Annotated in this window: 13 protein-coding genes; 2 read left to right on the top strand and 11 right to left on the bottom strand. The window is 45.2% G+C overall.

The genetic code is table 11. The features are described 5' to 3' along the window. Positions 1 to 82: 82 nt before the first annotated feature. From ACN9MT_RS01995 to ACN9MT_RS01970, 6 genes are all read right to left on the bottom strand, one after another. Positions 83 to 1,243: an ROK family transcriptional regulator gene (locus ACN9MT_RS01995; RefSeq protein ID WP_426272688.1), complete on the bottom strand. Its 1,161-nt coding sequence runs from the start codon at positions 1,241 to 1,243 to the stop codon at positions 83 to 85. 110 nt (positions 1,244 to 1,353) lie between these two features. Then, the gene (locus ACN9MT_RS01990; RefSeq protein ID WP_426272687.1) at positions 1,354 to 2,058 is read right to left on the bottom strand and encodes a hypothetical protein; all 705 of its coding nucleotides are present in this window, start codon (positions 2,056 to 2,058) and stop codon (positions 1,354 to 1,356) included. Positions 2,059 to 2,165: 107 nt separating this feature from the next. Next, positions 2,166 to 2,294, bottom strand: coding sequence for a hypothetical protein (locus tag ACN9MT_RS01985; RefSeq protein ID WP_426272686.1), 129 nt, complete (start codon positions 2,292 to 2,294; stop codon positions 2,166 to 2,168). A 77-nt stretch (positions 2,295 to 2,371) separates the two neighbouring features. Then, positions 2,372 to 3,220, bottom strand: coding sequence for an MBL fold metallo-hydrolase (locus tag ACN9MT_RS01980; protein ID WP_426272685.1), 849 nt, complete (start codon positions 3,218 to 3,220; stop codon positions 2,372 to 2,374). Positions 3,221 to 3,304: 84 nt separating this feature from the next. Further along, a complete protein-coding gene (locus tag ACN9MT_RS01975; RefSeq protein WP_426272684.1) occupies positions 3,305 to 5,971 on the bottom strand; it encodes an MMPL family transporter in 2,667 nt (888 codons plus the stop codon). Between the two features lie 31 nt (positions 5,972 to 6,002). Beyond that, a complete protein-coding gene (locus ACN9MT_RS01970) occupies positions 6,003 to 6,446 on the bottom strand; it encodes a MarR family winged helix-turn-helix transcriptional regulator (RefSeq protein WP_035411126.1) in 444 nt (147 codons plus the stop codon). Positions 6,447 to 6,580: 134 nt separating this feature from the next. On the opposite strand from ACN9MT_RS01970, the gene ACN9MT_RS01965 reads away from it, so the two are divergent. Then, positions 6,581 to 6,772 carry a hypothetical protein gene (locus ACN9MT_RS01965; RefSeq protein ID WP_035411129.1) on the top strand — a complete coding sequence of 64 codons (192 nt, stop codon included), beginning with the start codon at positions 6,581 to 6,583 and terminating at the stop codon, positions 6,770 to 6,772. Positions 6,773 to 6,812: 40 nt separating this feature from the next. On the opposite strand, the gene ACN9MT_RS01960 is transcribed toward ACN9MT_RS01965, so the two are convergent. The 3 genes from ACN9MT_RS01960 to ACN9MT_RS01950 form a co-directional block, all read right to left on the bottom strand. Beyond that, the gene (locus tag ACN9MT_RS01960; RefSeq protein WP_056063846.1) at positions 6,813 to 7,262 is read right to left on the bottom strand and encodes a universal stress protein; all 450 of its coding nucleotides are present in this window, start codon (positions 7,260 to 7,262) and stop codon (positions 6,813 to 6,815) included. Between the two features lie 28 nt (positions 7,263 to 7,290). Beyond that, a complete protein-coding gene (locus ACN9MT_RS01955) occupies positions 7,291 to 7,740 on the bottom strand; it encodes a general stress protein (protein WP_035411135.1) in 450 nt (149 codons plus the stop codon). Between the two features lie 64 nt (positions 7,741 to 7,804). Further along, entirely contained in the window at positions 7,805 to 8,539 is a 735-nt protein-coding gene (locus ACN9MT_RS01950) for a hypothetical protein (protein ID WP_056063849.1), read from the bottom strand. A gap of 123 nt (positions 8,540 to 8,662) precedes the next feature. On the opposite strand from ACN9MT_RS01950, the gene ACN9MT_RS01945 reads away from it, so the two are divergent. Then, positions 8,663 to 9,301: a FusB/FusC family EF-G-binding protein gene (locus ACN9MT_RS01945; protein ID WP_426272683.1), complete on the top strand. Its 639-nt coding sequence runs from the start codon at positions 8,663 to 8,665 to the stop codon at positions 9,299 to 9,301. Positions 9,302 to 9,377: 76 nt separating this feature from the next. Here ACN9MT_RS01945 and ACN9MT_RS01940 read toward each other — a convergent pair whose 3' ends face one another. Both ACN9MT_RS01940 and ACN9MT_RS01935 read right to left on the bottom strand, forming a co-directional pair. Next, positions 9,378 to 10,916 carry a diguanylate cyclase domain-containing protein gene (locus tag ACN9MT_RS01940; RefSeq protein WP_426272682.1) on the bottom strand — a complete coding sequence of 513 codons (1,539 nt, stop codon included), beginning with the start codon at positions 10,914 to 10,916 and terminating at the stop codon, positions 9,378 to 9,380. A 199-nt stretch (positions 10,917 to 11,115) separates the two neighbouring features. Beyond that, positions 11,116 to 13,686 carry a HAMP domain-containing sensor histidine kinase gene (locus ACN9MT_RS01935; protein ID WP_290786102.1) on the bottom strand — a complete coding sequence of 857 codons (2,571 nt, stop codon included), beginning with the start codon at positions 13,684 to 13,686 and terminating at the stop codon, positions 11,116 to 11,118. Between the last annotated feature and the right edge of the window lie 52 nt (positions 13,687 to 13,738).

Here is a 13,738-nt window from a genome sequence, read left to right as displayed (position 1 = left end):
GTAAACGGTTTCAATAAATTATTTTTTGAATAACAAAACCGATTCCGTGTCTTGCTAGTTTGCAAGACACGGAATCGGTTCATTAAATCGTTTGAAATAAACTATTTGTCGCAAGGGCAGCCGCACTGAGTGCTCCTTGTTTTTCACCCCACGGGACCATCTTGACATCGGTTTCACGTGAAGCAGCGGTCAACGCCGTGTGCTCGACCCGTTCCTTGATTTGATCAACGATCGTGGGTGCGAGCTCAAACATCGGTCCCCCAAGTAAAATCCGGCGTGGATTCAGGAGATGAATCGTATTCAAGACACCGATTCCGATATATTCCCCCGCCCGTTCATATGTACGAACTGCTTGTTCATCGCGTTCGTTTAACCGTTTGCGCAAATCAGCAATCGTCATGACTTGCGGATCCACGACAGCATAATCCCGTAACAATGCTTTTTCGCCTGCTAATGCTTCTAGGCATCCTCTGTTCCCACACGAACAAATCGGTCCATCGAGATCAAGACGCATATGTCCGACCTCTCCCGTAATATGATGTTGTCCGTCGACAAGCTGTCCATCGAGCACATAAGCACCCCCGATGCCTTCCCCGGCATAGAGATAAAAGAATTGTTCGACCCCAACACCTTCACCGAATAATAGCTCAAACGAAGCGAGTGCTCGAACATCGTTTTCGATGAAGACAGGATAGTCAAAGCGTGCTTCAAGTTGTACCTTCAACTCAACGTCGTGCAGGTGGAAACGTGGTGCAAACAAGATGACACCTGTCTCCGGATTGACCATCCCGTGGACGGAGATCCCGATACCGTGAATCGTTCCCCGTCCTTGTGTCTGTGCAATCAAGGTCTCGCATAATCGACCAATCGCTTCAATCAATTCTTCATTCGTCTCAAAACGTCCCACGGCTTCGGACTCATAAATCGTATTACCACTTAAATCCGCGACGACTCCGATGAATTGGTGACTTGTCGCATCGATTCCGATGACGTATTGCTCTGTTGCGACGAGTTCGAGCATGATCGGTTTTCGTCCCCCATTTGATATTCCAAGCTCTCGCTCCGTCACGAGTTGTTCTGCAATCAATTCACTGACGATGTTCGATACCGTCGGCTTCGTCAAGTTCGTCCGTTGTGCTAACTCAACCCGCGAAATCGGTTGATGCATCCGAATCAGTCGCAAGACGAGTGCCCGATTATAGGAACGCATCCATTTAGAATTACGCGGTGTTTCTTTCGCCATGTCCCCATCACCCCCTTTGGTCTGTCTCTTTACTATCTTCGCATATTTTGTAAGGGATTTCACGGTCTCACTTAAAAACCGTTCATCTGCTGAACGGTTTTTGTGCACTTTCATGCTTCGTCATATGGTTGTTCTAAAATCAGGACGCGTGAACCGTCCGGATTCTCGGTCAGTTCGATCTCAACAATTGCCTGACCGACGAGCAAAACGATTGGTAGAGAGGGATCATTCTCGCGAAAGAAACCGATTTTTCCATGGTGTGCGTCCATATAGTCCGCATATAAAAACGTTCCATTGACGTGCAGCTCATCCTTCATTCGATTGAACGACAAGCGCGGGACACCATACCAGGCTTCCCCGTTCAAATAAAGCAAGGGACGCTCGCCGACCGATTCATTCGTCGCCCGCCGGACCTCGATTGCTCCCATCGTATCGTAATACAATCGATCTTGACCACGTGTCGCGATGACGATCGGATGTTTCTGATACAAGACGACTTCTAAAATTTCATCCGCTTGTTCGACGAAATAACCAGTCTCATCCGACTGGGCAAAACTAATCGTATACAACTGCATCCAGGAAACGATATCCGTCACTTGAACCGGTTTATGAAAAAGTGCAGAAACAAGTAGTGTTTCTTCCGGGGTGACAAACAGATTGACGGAGATATCCGCTAAGCGGATCGTCCGGATTTGTGTCGAAGGATACGTATGGTCATAACTCGGTACAAGCATCGCTTCATAGTGATCATCCTTTTCGACCAATTCAATCGATGGCATGCGTCGATCAAAATCCGCAATTTGAATTCGTTTCATCCGACATCTCCTCTCACTTTCACTAACAGTCTCACGCAAGTTATTACCCAATATCTGGTTTTCGTGCACTCCCCTGAATTCAAAAAATCGGAACGCATGCGTTCCGATCATTGTACGTACAGATCATATAGTAGATATAGAATGCCTCCAACGATAACCAAAAATGAAAAGATGCCCGCTTTTCCAAGAAAGACGCGATCGATGGTTTCATCCCGTTCGAATTTTGGCTTTGTCATATAGTACCGCTCCCTTTAACAAGCTCGTAGTACTTTTTTATTTCGACGTCTCGTATCCAATCCCTTGTTATGATCTGTTATTTCGTTCCATTTGCGAAATAAATCAATGTTTCGGTCTCATCTTCTGTCAACGTTCGTCCGGTCTCTTCTGCATATAAGGTCCGCATGTCCTTCAGTCGTCCTCCGGTCGCTTCTGTTACGCGAATGGCTCGACGCAACATGTTGATCTCTTCTTCAAATTCCGACTTCGGCATCGCTTCTCCATGCGACCAGACATAATAATCGGCTTCTAAACGATCGATTGCCGCTAATAAGCGCGTCGTCCGTTCGACCGTATAATTCCACTTCGATGAAAAGATATCCGCATACATCGCGTCTCCTAAGAACACGACGCGTTCTTCCGGAATGTAGACGAGTAGGCTACCAGGAGAATGATCATTTTCGATTTCAATCAGTTGGCACTGCACGCCACCTAAGTCAATTTCCAATTGTCCAGTAAAGCCAATCGTCGGTAAGACGACTTCGATGTCGCGTGTCGTACCAAACTCGAGCTTGATCGCATCCGCACAAAACGGAATCTCGATTCCTTGATCCATTCGTTCTTGTAACGCTGCATCCGTCCAAGCGTATGGTTGCATCTCTTTCATGCGGGTGATTGTTTGCTGTGTTGCCATCGATGGCAGACGGAGATGTTTCATCCCAAAAATATGATCCCAGTGCCAGTGGGTCAGGGCCAATAAGTCAGGTGATCCAAGATTGTGTTTTTTCATTTCTTCTAAAAACAAAGCGGCATGGGCTGACGAGTTTCCGGCGTCAATCATCAATTGATGCTTCTCCCCACGCACGACGGCGAGAATCGGGCGATCCGTCTCGCTGACCGGTGTCTGATACCAAATCCGTGAAGTCAGTTGTTTGAAGTGTTGCATGTTCTACCTCCTTATACTCTGCTCTTAGTATACGTCATGAAAAAACCGGATTCATCTAGAAGACGAATCCGGTTTGATTAGTTCTTATTTTTTGGCATTTGATCGAAACGGCCACCAGACCCCTTTACCAAACGAAACTGTAATCGCTGGAATCAAGAGTGGTAAGACGATTAGTCCATACAAAAGTAGACCTGTGATTACGATCGTCGCGATTTGAACGAGGCTCAAGACACCAGACGGCATCATCGCTCCGAAGGTTCCTGCAAGAATGATCGCTGCCGTGATGATGACAGACCCCATCTTTTTCATCGACAGGAACATCGCTTCCTTCGTATCGAGTCCCTTGATCGTCTCTTCGCGGAAACGATCGAGTAGGAAGATCGAATAATCGATACCAAGGGCAATCAACATGACGAATCCGAAGAACGGAACAGCCCAACTGATGCCGTCATATCCGAGACCGTTGACGAAGATCAGCTCAGCGATCGACATCGACGTATAATACGTCAGCAATAACGAACCAATCATGAACAATGGCATGATCAACGAACGGAACATGATCGCTAAAATCACAAAGAGACTGATCAACATGACGGTCACTGTTCGTTTGAAATCGGCTTTCGACGTATCATTCAAGTCACTGTTGACGCTTGAAATCCCGCCATATGCGACAGTGCTGTCTTCAAACGGTGTCCCTTTAATCGTATTCGCTGTCGTCTTTTTGATTGCAGCGACGGTTTGAATCGCTTCTGGTGAATACGGATCATCTTCGAGGATGACTTCAAACTTCAATCCGGTTTGCTGATCAATCGCGTAACGGTCAATTGCTGGTTTAAAGGCCTTGTCCGATAACGTATCTTTTGGCACGAACACACCTGTCCCACGGATCGATGTCGCTTGTCCCATCTCGGTTAACAAATTCGAGATGTCATCTAGACCATTACTAATTTTCGCAAGCCCTGTGTTTGCTTGACCAACACCATCCGCAAGTTGTGTCAGCCCACTTCCAAGTTGACCGGCTTGTGCTCCTTGTGAGGCTATTCCACTTGCTGCTTGACTGATGCCAGATTGAACTTGGCTCAATTGACCAGACAAGGCATTTAATGTCCCAATGGTTTGTGGGATATTTTGAGTCGATTGCAGACCTTGACCGACGAGCGTCAACTGTTGGTTGATCTGTCCAAGTCCGTCTGCTGCTTGTTGCAACTGACTTGCTCCTGCTGAAGCCGAGTCTCCTGCCGGTAGTTGTCCTGTAATACCGTTGAGATTGTCTTCAACTGTCGTCAGACCAGACTGAACGTCCGTAAGACCGGCGGTTGCTTTCTTCATGCCGGAAGCAACTTGTTTTAATTGACGATCGACGTAGAAGTCATTAATGATTTCGCCTGTCGGACGAGAAATCGAACGAACCGATTTGACCCCGTCGATTTTCACGAGCTCACGACTCAACTGTTCCGCATAAGGAACTGTCTTTTCTGTAATCAAATCTTTGTCGCTCTTAAGAATGACATTGACCGGGAGCGACTCACCTGCTCCAAATCCATCCGAGATCGCATTCAGTCCTTTGACCGTATCATACTTCGCACCAATCTCATCGACAGTATTAAACGAGAGGTCATCATCGTACGTAAAGAGTGTCGGGACCGTGACGATCGCAACGATGATCATCGCAAGTAAAGGACGACGGATCGATAACCCACCATAATGTGACCACAGTTTACTATCTTGGTGACTCGCTGCCTTCTTTGACGGCCAGAATAATTTTTCTTTGAGTGTCGCCATGAAGAATGGGACAAGTGTAAATAAGACGAGTAAGAGGACGGCAATCCCAACCGCAACAGCGACCGATGATTTGAAGATTGGGAAGTCCGCAAACCCAATCGCTGAGAAACCGACAAGAACAGCAAGACCACTGATTAGTAACGTACGCCCTGCTGTCTTATACGTGTTGACGATCGCTGTCTCGACATCGTGTCCTGCCGTCAATTCTTCCTTATACCGGCTCAGTAGCAAGATACAGTAATCCGTCCCAATCCCAAACAGGATGGCAACTAGGAAGATTTGCGTATAGTTCGATACCGGGAATCCGAACCAGTCGACGAAAAAGGCGACGAGTGATTGGCTGATCAGGTACGTAAAGCCCACTGCCACAAGTGGTACGAACGGTGTGACGATGGAACGGAAGACGAGCAGAAGTAGTCCGAAAATCAACCCGACGGTAATCAGTTCCGTCCGCTTCAACCCTTCTTGTGAGCTTGTATTGACGTCATCGTTGATTAACGCTTCACCCGTTAGATAAATCGTTTGATCCTTTGGCAAGAGATCTGTCCGAATTTGTTTTGCCAGTTTGACGATTTCTTCTTGCGAACCGTCGACCGTGATTGGAACAAGGACCGTCTTTTGATCTTTTGAGACGAGCTGTCCTTCCGTCTCTTTGTTTTCAAACGGATTCAGCACATCCGTGACCGGACGATCGAGTGCTTCTAAATCTTTAACGATTTTCCCAATCGACTTTCGATCAGCCTCGCTGACTTTGTCTTTGAGCGGAATAACAAGAGAGATCGTTTCTTCACTTGCTCCCGCTTTTTCTAAAATATCTGCTGCCCGCTGTGAGTCAGCGTTATTCGCAAGCTGAATCGCCCCTGCGTCCTCTGCTTGTTTTGCCAAGTTTGGTGCCGTAAATAGTAAACCTACTGTGACGATGAGCAATAATGCAAGAATTGCCCAGCGCCATTTGACGATTTGTCGCATGTCTGATTCTCCTCTTCCTTCTATTCTGTCTTTAGACGTTCAACTGCAGAATCTCTTTGATTTTCTTAAAGGTTTCGATGAACTGGATGATTTCTTCTTCCTCGACCTTTCCTTCAATCAAACTTTCGAGATACGTATAGATTTCTTGCTCCGCCTCTGTCGCAACCAATCGTCCTGCTTCGGTCAACGAGATGTACTTCGTTCGGTGATCATCTTCTCGGCGTTCGACGATGACAAGTCCTTTTTCCGTCAACTTTTTCAGCCGATTGGAAATGGCGCTTTTATGTACGCCCTGTACTGCCGCGAGACGCCCCGATGAGATTGGTCCGTATTTTCCAACGAGCTTCAACACATGGAGTTGTTCCGGTGAATACATTTGCCAAACAGGCGCTTCGACTGACTTCAGCACACGTTCAGTTCCATGGATCATGACTTCTTCGAACAGGAGGACTGCTTCACGTAAATTATCTTTCATTTTTAGTTTACCCCCTAAACTTATGAAGTTAGTTTAGCCCCTCAACTAGTACGTTGTCAACTTTAAACTGTCACAACTCACCACTGCAGAACATGACCATTTTCTGTATGATAAAAGAAGAGAGGAGCATGCTTATGTTGACTTTATTTTGGATCGCATTAGTCATTTGTCTCGTCGGACTCATCTTTACGTTGCGGATTGCTAAGCAACCAGCAGAAGAGCAGTACGATCACAAGACTTCGGCAAAAAATATGTCTTGGATGTATTTCATTTTTCTCCCGATCATTCTGATTTTATTAGGCATTTTCTATTACTTTCTAACGTGACATAAAACAGCACACATCAGCCGATGTGTGCTGTTTTATGTCACTTCAAGGTTTTCGGACGGACGATATAGATATCGCATTTTGCATAACGGGAAATGTTTTCAGAAACACTCCCAATCATGATTCGTTCCATCGCATTCATCCCGACTGCTCCGCAGACGATCAGACCCGCACCAACGCGTGGTGCGATGACCTTTGGAATCAGTGTTTTCGGAGAGCCATTTTCGATGATCAGCTCAACTGTCTCGACACCTGCTTCTCGTGCCCGCTTTTCGTAACGATCGAGCAATTCTTGTGCATATTCGGTAACGTTTTGATCAATGAAACGTTTATTGGCACGTACGTTAGCAAACGTCTGAATATCGATGACATGGGCGATGACGAGTTTAGCATGATCAAGTTTGGCAAATTTCACTGCCTTCTCAAATGCTAAATCTGCTGTCTCTGATCCGTCGACTGCTACCAAAATCGTATGATATTGGCTCTCCATCAAGATTCATCCTTTCCGCACGACTCTCTTACAACATCCGATCATTTTCATTTTCAAGGGCACGGTTTTCGTGATCAAGTTTTCGTTCCGCTTCGATTCCCTCTGGCTCTGTTTCCAGAATACTTTTTGGTTCCGGCGCAGGACGAGAAGCCCCTGCTTCGTCTGCCAACAGGACATAATCGCCTTGCTGGACACGTAAGACGTGTTGCCGAATATCTGCCTCCGGCAATCCGAGTTCCGTAAAAGCAGTTTGAATTTCCTCAGCCGAAGCTGGTTTGCCTGTAAACCGCTCAAACAGCGTCCGTTTTCCAGAGACGAGTTGCGCCGCCGATTGCCCACGTAACATCGCCATATCAGTCTTGTCTTGCAACACGATATATAGATCCTCTTCTAGATAACCTGCAAAATGTAAATCCTCGATCTTACGAATTAAATCCGTTTCATTCTGATAGACACCAATCCATTGTTTTTTCCCCATGATGCACGCCTCCCCCTTTTATAACAGCTATATGGGATATACCCCAAATTCACCTAAAACATAACTAGGACGAAGAAGACTTAGGTGAATGCTGTCGAAAAAGACGTTGACGTTTCTGAAAGACGTAATAACATAGGAGTAAAACACACATTATGCCAATTCCCGCTACGATCTGTTGCAAGAGAACGAGACGTTCGTTAAACAATAGCCCAGCTAAATACCAGATGAGTGCGAGACCAAATACCCAATCTGAATGGATTGCGATGAACAGGAGTCCACCGATAACAGCTAGTGCGAGCGCACTCGTGCTCCATTGGCGTTCGGAAAGACTGAATAGAGAAGTGAACTGAAAATCCGATAAGATCCGAAATGGTAAAATCAATAGCATCGTACTGATCCAGGCAAGCAACACTGAAACTGGAGAGCGCATCCACGGCGAACGCCGGGGATGGTGTTGAATTTTCATATAGACTAAGCAAAGGCTGATGAAAGAAATCGTCGTCGAGACGAGTTCCCAAGGGGGGCCACTCATACTACTGATTCCAAGCGTCACGAGTGATAATGCAAGCCACCCTCCGATATCTTCAATCAGTTCTCGATCCGCAGGGAAGGCACGTACCGGTCGAATACACCAAATCAATAATGTCGTAAACACAACACCGGCAATGGCGTCAAAGAATGGTGCAGGAACAAGAGGTAACTTAAGAATGGTCATCGGCTGTTGCCAAACGACGCGTGCTAGCATTGCAAAGAGGAATGCTCCTACATTCATCAAGCGTAAAAATGTTAAATACTGCACGTCCCTTTTCACCTCCTCGTTCAGTCTGTTATTTAATTCCCGCTGTAGGAGTCCGAAAAACTAAAATGTCGCTTTGTTCTGTTGCCAAATTCCGGTACGATGAAAGGAAAAGGAGGAACGAGAATGGACGCATTTTTACTACCCCATCAATACAATTTCATTCGGAATCAAGTCGAGCTGCTGCAACATCAATTCGCAGCCGTTCATGACCCCGATGTTCGTGATGCTGTTCGGTACAGTGCCGCTGAAAAGATATTTGATCTATTGCCAGTACTTACACCGGAACAGGAAATCTTGTTGACGAACATTCGTGACGCTGAATCCGAACAGGATCTTCTCATGTATTTGACACGTGTGGAGCCGTTCGTCCAACCATTTCCGACCATCTCTGAATCACGAATCCGACAGCTCTTTAAAAAAACGAAAAAGCTACACGTTCCGCCACTTCACTCCTTTGAGTGGACACACACGACGTTTTTAAGCTGGAACGATACCGGAAATCGGAAAAAATATTTCGTCTATCCCTTTAATGGTGAATGGATTGGCGTAGAAGGTACCTATCTACCATCGATTCAAAAAGGGATTTGTGCGATTTGTCATACGTATAGTGATATTACACTCGTAACTGTCACGACACGCCGTTCGACTGAACAGCATCAAACGATTGGTCATTATATGTGTATCGATAGTGATGCTTGTAATCAAGCAGTGACCAAGCCGGACGTTATTGAAACGTTCTTAGCCCGTTCGCAAAAGAAATGATATGCATCAAAAAACACGTTCGTATGACTGGTCCGTTTGGATCAGTATACGAGCGTGTTTTAGTATATGATTTCATTTATACCTTCGTCACCGTCGAATCATGCATAAAAAATTGATTTTTCCCCCGACGTTTTGCTTCGTACATTGCAAGATCTGCCTGCTCGATCAAGTCCGATCGAGAGGCTGCATGTGTAGGATAAATCGCGCCCCCAATACTTGCCGTCACAGGAAGTGGAATGATGCCATGATGAAACGGCTGTCGAAACAAGGAAACCAGGTGTTCTCCACACTGCACGACTTCTGATTCTTGTTCAACGTCAAATAATAAGACGATGAATTCATCCCCACCCTGTCTCGAAATGACCGTATTAGGCGATAGTTTCTTTTGTAAGCGTGCCGTGACGTCGATGATGAGCTGATCTCCGACACGATGTCCGTACGTATCATTAATCTCTTTGAAGTGATCGATATCGATAAAGAATAATCCGACTTGTCCTTCACTCGCTTCCGCTCGGTACAAGGCATCTTGAAACAATCGTGCAAACAGATACCGATTCGGTAACCCTGTTAAAGCATCGTGATACGCCATGTGCCGCATCTCTTCCATGGCAGATGCTAGTGCTTCCGTTCGTTCCTCTACCTTCGCCTCAAGGTTTTCACGCAGTCGTTGATTATCAACGACGATCCGAATTTGACGGGAAATTAATAACGGAATCGCAATCATCAGACCAATCGTCAAACCATTCCAACTGATTGTTTGCCGTGCCATCGTCACGAATAGAATTAACAAGAATACGTATGGCGTAATCAAACGCAAGACATCGATCCATTTCCGAGCGACATCAAAGCTGACGAATGATTCCTCAGCATCAAAACGATAAGCTGCTAATCCGACGATCATGACAGTCGCTAACCATAACGGATCGAGCCAACTCGAAGGGATGGGGTAATCAAATCGTTCTAGCACGACGTATAGAAGGTCGGCAAGTAACTGAAAATGAAAAGCGAGTAAAATTAATAACAACGAGCCACCATTGCCACGCTTCATCAAACCAAAAAACAAGACAATCATTCCACCGAGTAATAATAAATCGCCGATCGGATAACGGAGCCATAAAATCGTTTCGATCGTCAGCAAGGCATTCGCTTTTAAATACGGCGTCACTAAGTAGTGCCATGAGAGCGACCCTGCAACGATTAGAATGATGAATTCATCAAACAAAAAAACACGCAAGTTGACCTCGCGTCGTCGATTGCGAAGAAAATAACCAAAAGCGATCAAATAAATCAAGATTTGAAGACTAAAGATCAAGTCGATCCAGTCAAACGATTCCGTTCGTATTCGTCCTTGTAGTAAATATAGAAGCTGTCCACATTCGCCTAATCCAAGCATGGCGTTAGCGAACAATAAAAGAAGAAATAAACGATAGGTAAAAGAGCGTCTTGTCTGACGTCGTTGTGTCTGCCAAATCAAATAGAGGGAGATCGTTACACCACCGATCGTGAACAGACTGTTGACGACTTGTCTGATGGATGTATCCGTTCCAACGCACGTCACCCAGCCGATATGAAAGAGTAACCAACCGATGACGACACCCAACCATTTTTGATACATTGACGAGTCCCCCCTTTCCTTTTTTAACCATAGTTCGTTTGTCCTATAGGTATATCGGTTCACGGTTGCTGTTTATTCACTCTTTTTTTATTTTATTAAAAATATTTTTGACAAGATTACTCTTTTTAAACGTAAGCAAAAACCGTGTTCACACCTAAGCGGTTTGAACACGGTTTAACAGAAATACATCATGTTTTCTTTAACTAGAACGTCGATTCTCTTCTGTCGAATCGATCGATTCACTTAAACTGAGCGGTAAGACGATGATGAAGCGACTGCCTTTTCCGACTTCAGATTCGACGTGGATGACGCCTTCATGTTCTTTGACGATTTCCTTACAAATTGATAAGCCGAGTCCCGTTCCACCGATTCGACGTGTATCGGAATTATCGACACGATAGAATTTATCAAATAAATGAGTAAATGCGTGGCGTGGAATCCCTATTCCTTCATCCTTCACTTCAATGATGGCTTGATCGTCTTTCGTATCAATCCAGACATCCACACGTCCACCATCCGGAGAATACTTGATTGCATTATTGATCAAGTTGCTCATCAGCTGTTTGATTCGGTCCTCATCTCCTAAGATGAACGGACGGTCCGGACTGAGCAATTGCAAATGAAGATCGTGTCGTTCACTTGAAGCGTCATACAGGGACATCACTTGTTCAGTTAGGCTGAGCAAATCAAGATGTGCCATTTGGTACAACTGTCCACCCGACTGCATCCGTTGAACGTCTAAGAAGTCCGTGACGAGGTTCGATAATCGTTCTGTCTCATTATGGATCGTCGCTAGATACTTCTGCTGTTTTGAGTCATCGATCTTTCGATTTAGCATCAACTCTGTAAAACCGTAAATCGATGAGAGCGGCGTTCGCAATTCATGTGACACAGTCGAGACAAGTTCTGTTTTTAGACGATCGGCTTCTGTTTCCCGGGTAATATCCCGTAAGACGAGAATGATTCCCTTCCATCCCCCGACGACATCAATGCGTTCCGCGTAGACTTCTAGATGCGCCGTATTGTTTCGAACATCAAATCGGACTTTGTCCGGTGAAATCTTACCGGAACGAATTAAATCCAGATACGTATTAAAGGCTTCAACATCATCCACCAACTGACGCATCACATCAATGACGTACTCACTCGAAGGTAACGTCCGATCTACTGTGAATTCCGTTTGAAGTTCTGGAATCAAGTCAAACAATGGACGGTTGACGTATAACTCTCCATTTCCATCCTCGAGATAAATGATCGCTTCTCGAATTGAGTCCAACACTTGCTCGGTCTTTTCTTTTTCCTGACGCATTCCTTCATAAGAACGCGTCCGTAGAAGTGAAAGCGTCATTTGTTGCGCAAACTCGCGAATATCCGTCAGCTGTTGTCCTTTATATGCAGATTTGTAGCGAACGAGATAGATGGCAGCAATCAATTCATGCGTTTCTGGATCTTGAACCGGAATCGTCACCTCATACGTACTAAAGGAATACGGATGCTCTTTTTCACGTGTAACGCGCTTCTCCGATTGAACGAATTCCATCTTGCGAACAGATCGATTGATGACGGACATCTCATCTTTCAGGAGATCTTTTAAATAGTCCATCGTCATGCCGTTTGTTGTTGCACCCATAAACTGCCCTTCTTCATAAAGCAATAGAGCACCGTACTCTGAAGAAGTGATATCGATCATCTTTTGAACGATTGCTGGATACGATTCGACAGTTTCGCGAACGGCAAGTGCCTCTGTTAGTTCACTACGTAATCGCAACTTTTCCTCATTCTTTTTCGTCGTTTGATACGCTTCTTCGAGTTCCTCTTGTTGCGCCTGTAACTCTTCTTGTTGCGCGAGCAATTCCTCACTTTGCGCTTGTAATTCTTCATTTTTACCTTGCATCGCATCCGTATGAGCATTCGTCGTCACGACCATCCGATTAAAGGAAGCACGTAATAATCCGATTTCGTCTGGACGTTTTTCTGTCGTCTTATCGATTTCAATTGGTTCCTTGCGAGCAAGTTTTTGATTATCGTCTACTAATCGTAACAACTGCCGCGTCATCCGGCGAAGGAACGGGTGAACGAATAAGAGAATGAATGCGACGAGCACAACGATACTTGAGATCCAAATCCATTGTGATTTTGCAACTTCACTCCGCAATTCCCCGACAGCGGTTTCTTGCTGTTGACTTAAATTCGTCCGGTATTCGTCAAGCGCTGCAGATGCTTTTTCAATATCTGGTGTAATATCGATTGAACCGTCTGCGGTTGGCTTTAATCGTCCTTGTTCTACGAGACGTTTCGCGATTGGTAAGGAAAATAGACTGTTCCCTTGTAAAAAATCCTCGTTGATTCGATTCGCCTTTTTTTCATTGACGTAAGACTGGGTCAGCGGAAATAAAGCGTCATAGTACAGTTCATATAAATTCGTCATTTGTGCCGCGAATTCTTCTTCTTCATCCGTTTTTGCGTTTCTCATGAACCAATCGGTCTCACTTTTAATATCTGTTCGAAGTGCTTGAACCTCGTCAAACCGATCCTGGTCTCCAAAGATGACAAACCCTCGTAAACCGAACTGAACCGTTTGCCAATTGTCCCATAAATCGTTGGCTCGGCGATTTTGTTCACTGATCGTTTCTAAATTTTGTTTAGACGTTTCAATTCGCCCTTCCATGTAGTCATAGACAAAGAACGAAGTAATCGATACTACGATCAGTACCGCATAAAAAACCGTCAGCAACTGCCGACCGATTCGTCGCCGAATCCAATTCATCATGAATGTATCCTCCTCATCATTCATTGAATGATGCTTTTTCATTTGTTTCTTT

Origin of the sequence: Exiguobacterium sp. R-17 (genome assembly GCF_049913315.1) — a bacterium.
GTDB lineage: Bacteria > Bacillota > Bacilli > Exiguobacteriales > Exiguobacteriaceae > Exiguobacterium_A.
This window is presented reverse-complemented; position numbering and strand designations above follow the sequence as displayed.

Bases quoted from the DNA above. Each gene is read 5' to 3' on its own strand.
- ACN9MT_RS01995 (WP_426272688.1), bottom strand. From the start codon at position 1,243: ATGGCGAAAGAAACACCGCGTAATTCTAAATGGATGCGTTCCTATAAT.
- ACN9MT_RS01990 (WP_426272687.1), bottom strand. From the start codon at position 2,058: ATGAAACGAATTCAAATTGCGGATTTTGATCGACGCATGCCATCGATT.
- ACN9MT_RS01985 (WP_426272686.1), bottom strand. From the start codon at position 2,294: ATGACAAAGCCAAAATTCGAACGGGATGAAACCATCGATCGCGTCTTT.
- ACN9MT_RS01980 (WP_426272685.1), bottom strand. From the start codon at position 3,220: ATGCAACACTTCAAACAACTGACTTCACGGATTTGGTATCAGACACCG.
- ACN9MT_RS01975 (WP_426272684.1), bottom strand. From the start codon at position 5,971: ATGCGACAAATCGTCAAATGGCGCTGGGCAATTCTTGCATTATTGCTC.
- ACN9MT_RS01970 (WP_035411126.1), bottom strand. From the start codon at position 6,446: ATGAAAGATAATTTACGTGAAGCAGTCCTCCTGTTCGAAGAAGTCATG.
- ACN9MT_RS01965 (WP_035411129.1), top strand. From the start codon at position 6,581: ATGTTGACTTTATTTTGGATCGCATTAGTCATTTGTCTCGTCGGACTC.
- ACN9MT_RS01960 (WP_056063846.1), bottom strand. From the start codon at position 7,262: ATGGAGAGCCAATATCATACGATTTTGGTAGCAGTCGACGGATCAGAG.
- ACN9MT_RS01955 (WP_035411135.1), bottom strand. From the start codon at position 7,740: ATGGGGAAAAAACAATGGATTGGTGTCTATCAGAATGAAACGGATTTA.
- ACN9MT_RS01945 (WP_426272683.1), top strand. From the start codon at position 8,663: ATGGACGCATTTTTACTACCCCATCAATACAATTTCATTCGGAATCAA.
- ACN9MT_RS01940 (WP_426272682.1), bottom strand. From the start codon at position 10,916: ATGTATCAAAAATGGTTGGGTGTCGTCATCGGTTGGTTACTCTTTCAT.
- ACN9MT_RS01935 (WP_290786102.1), bottom strand. From the start codon at position 13,686: ATGATGAATTGGATTCGGCGACGAATCGGTCGGCAGTTGCTGACGGTT.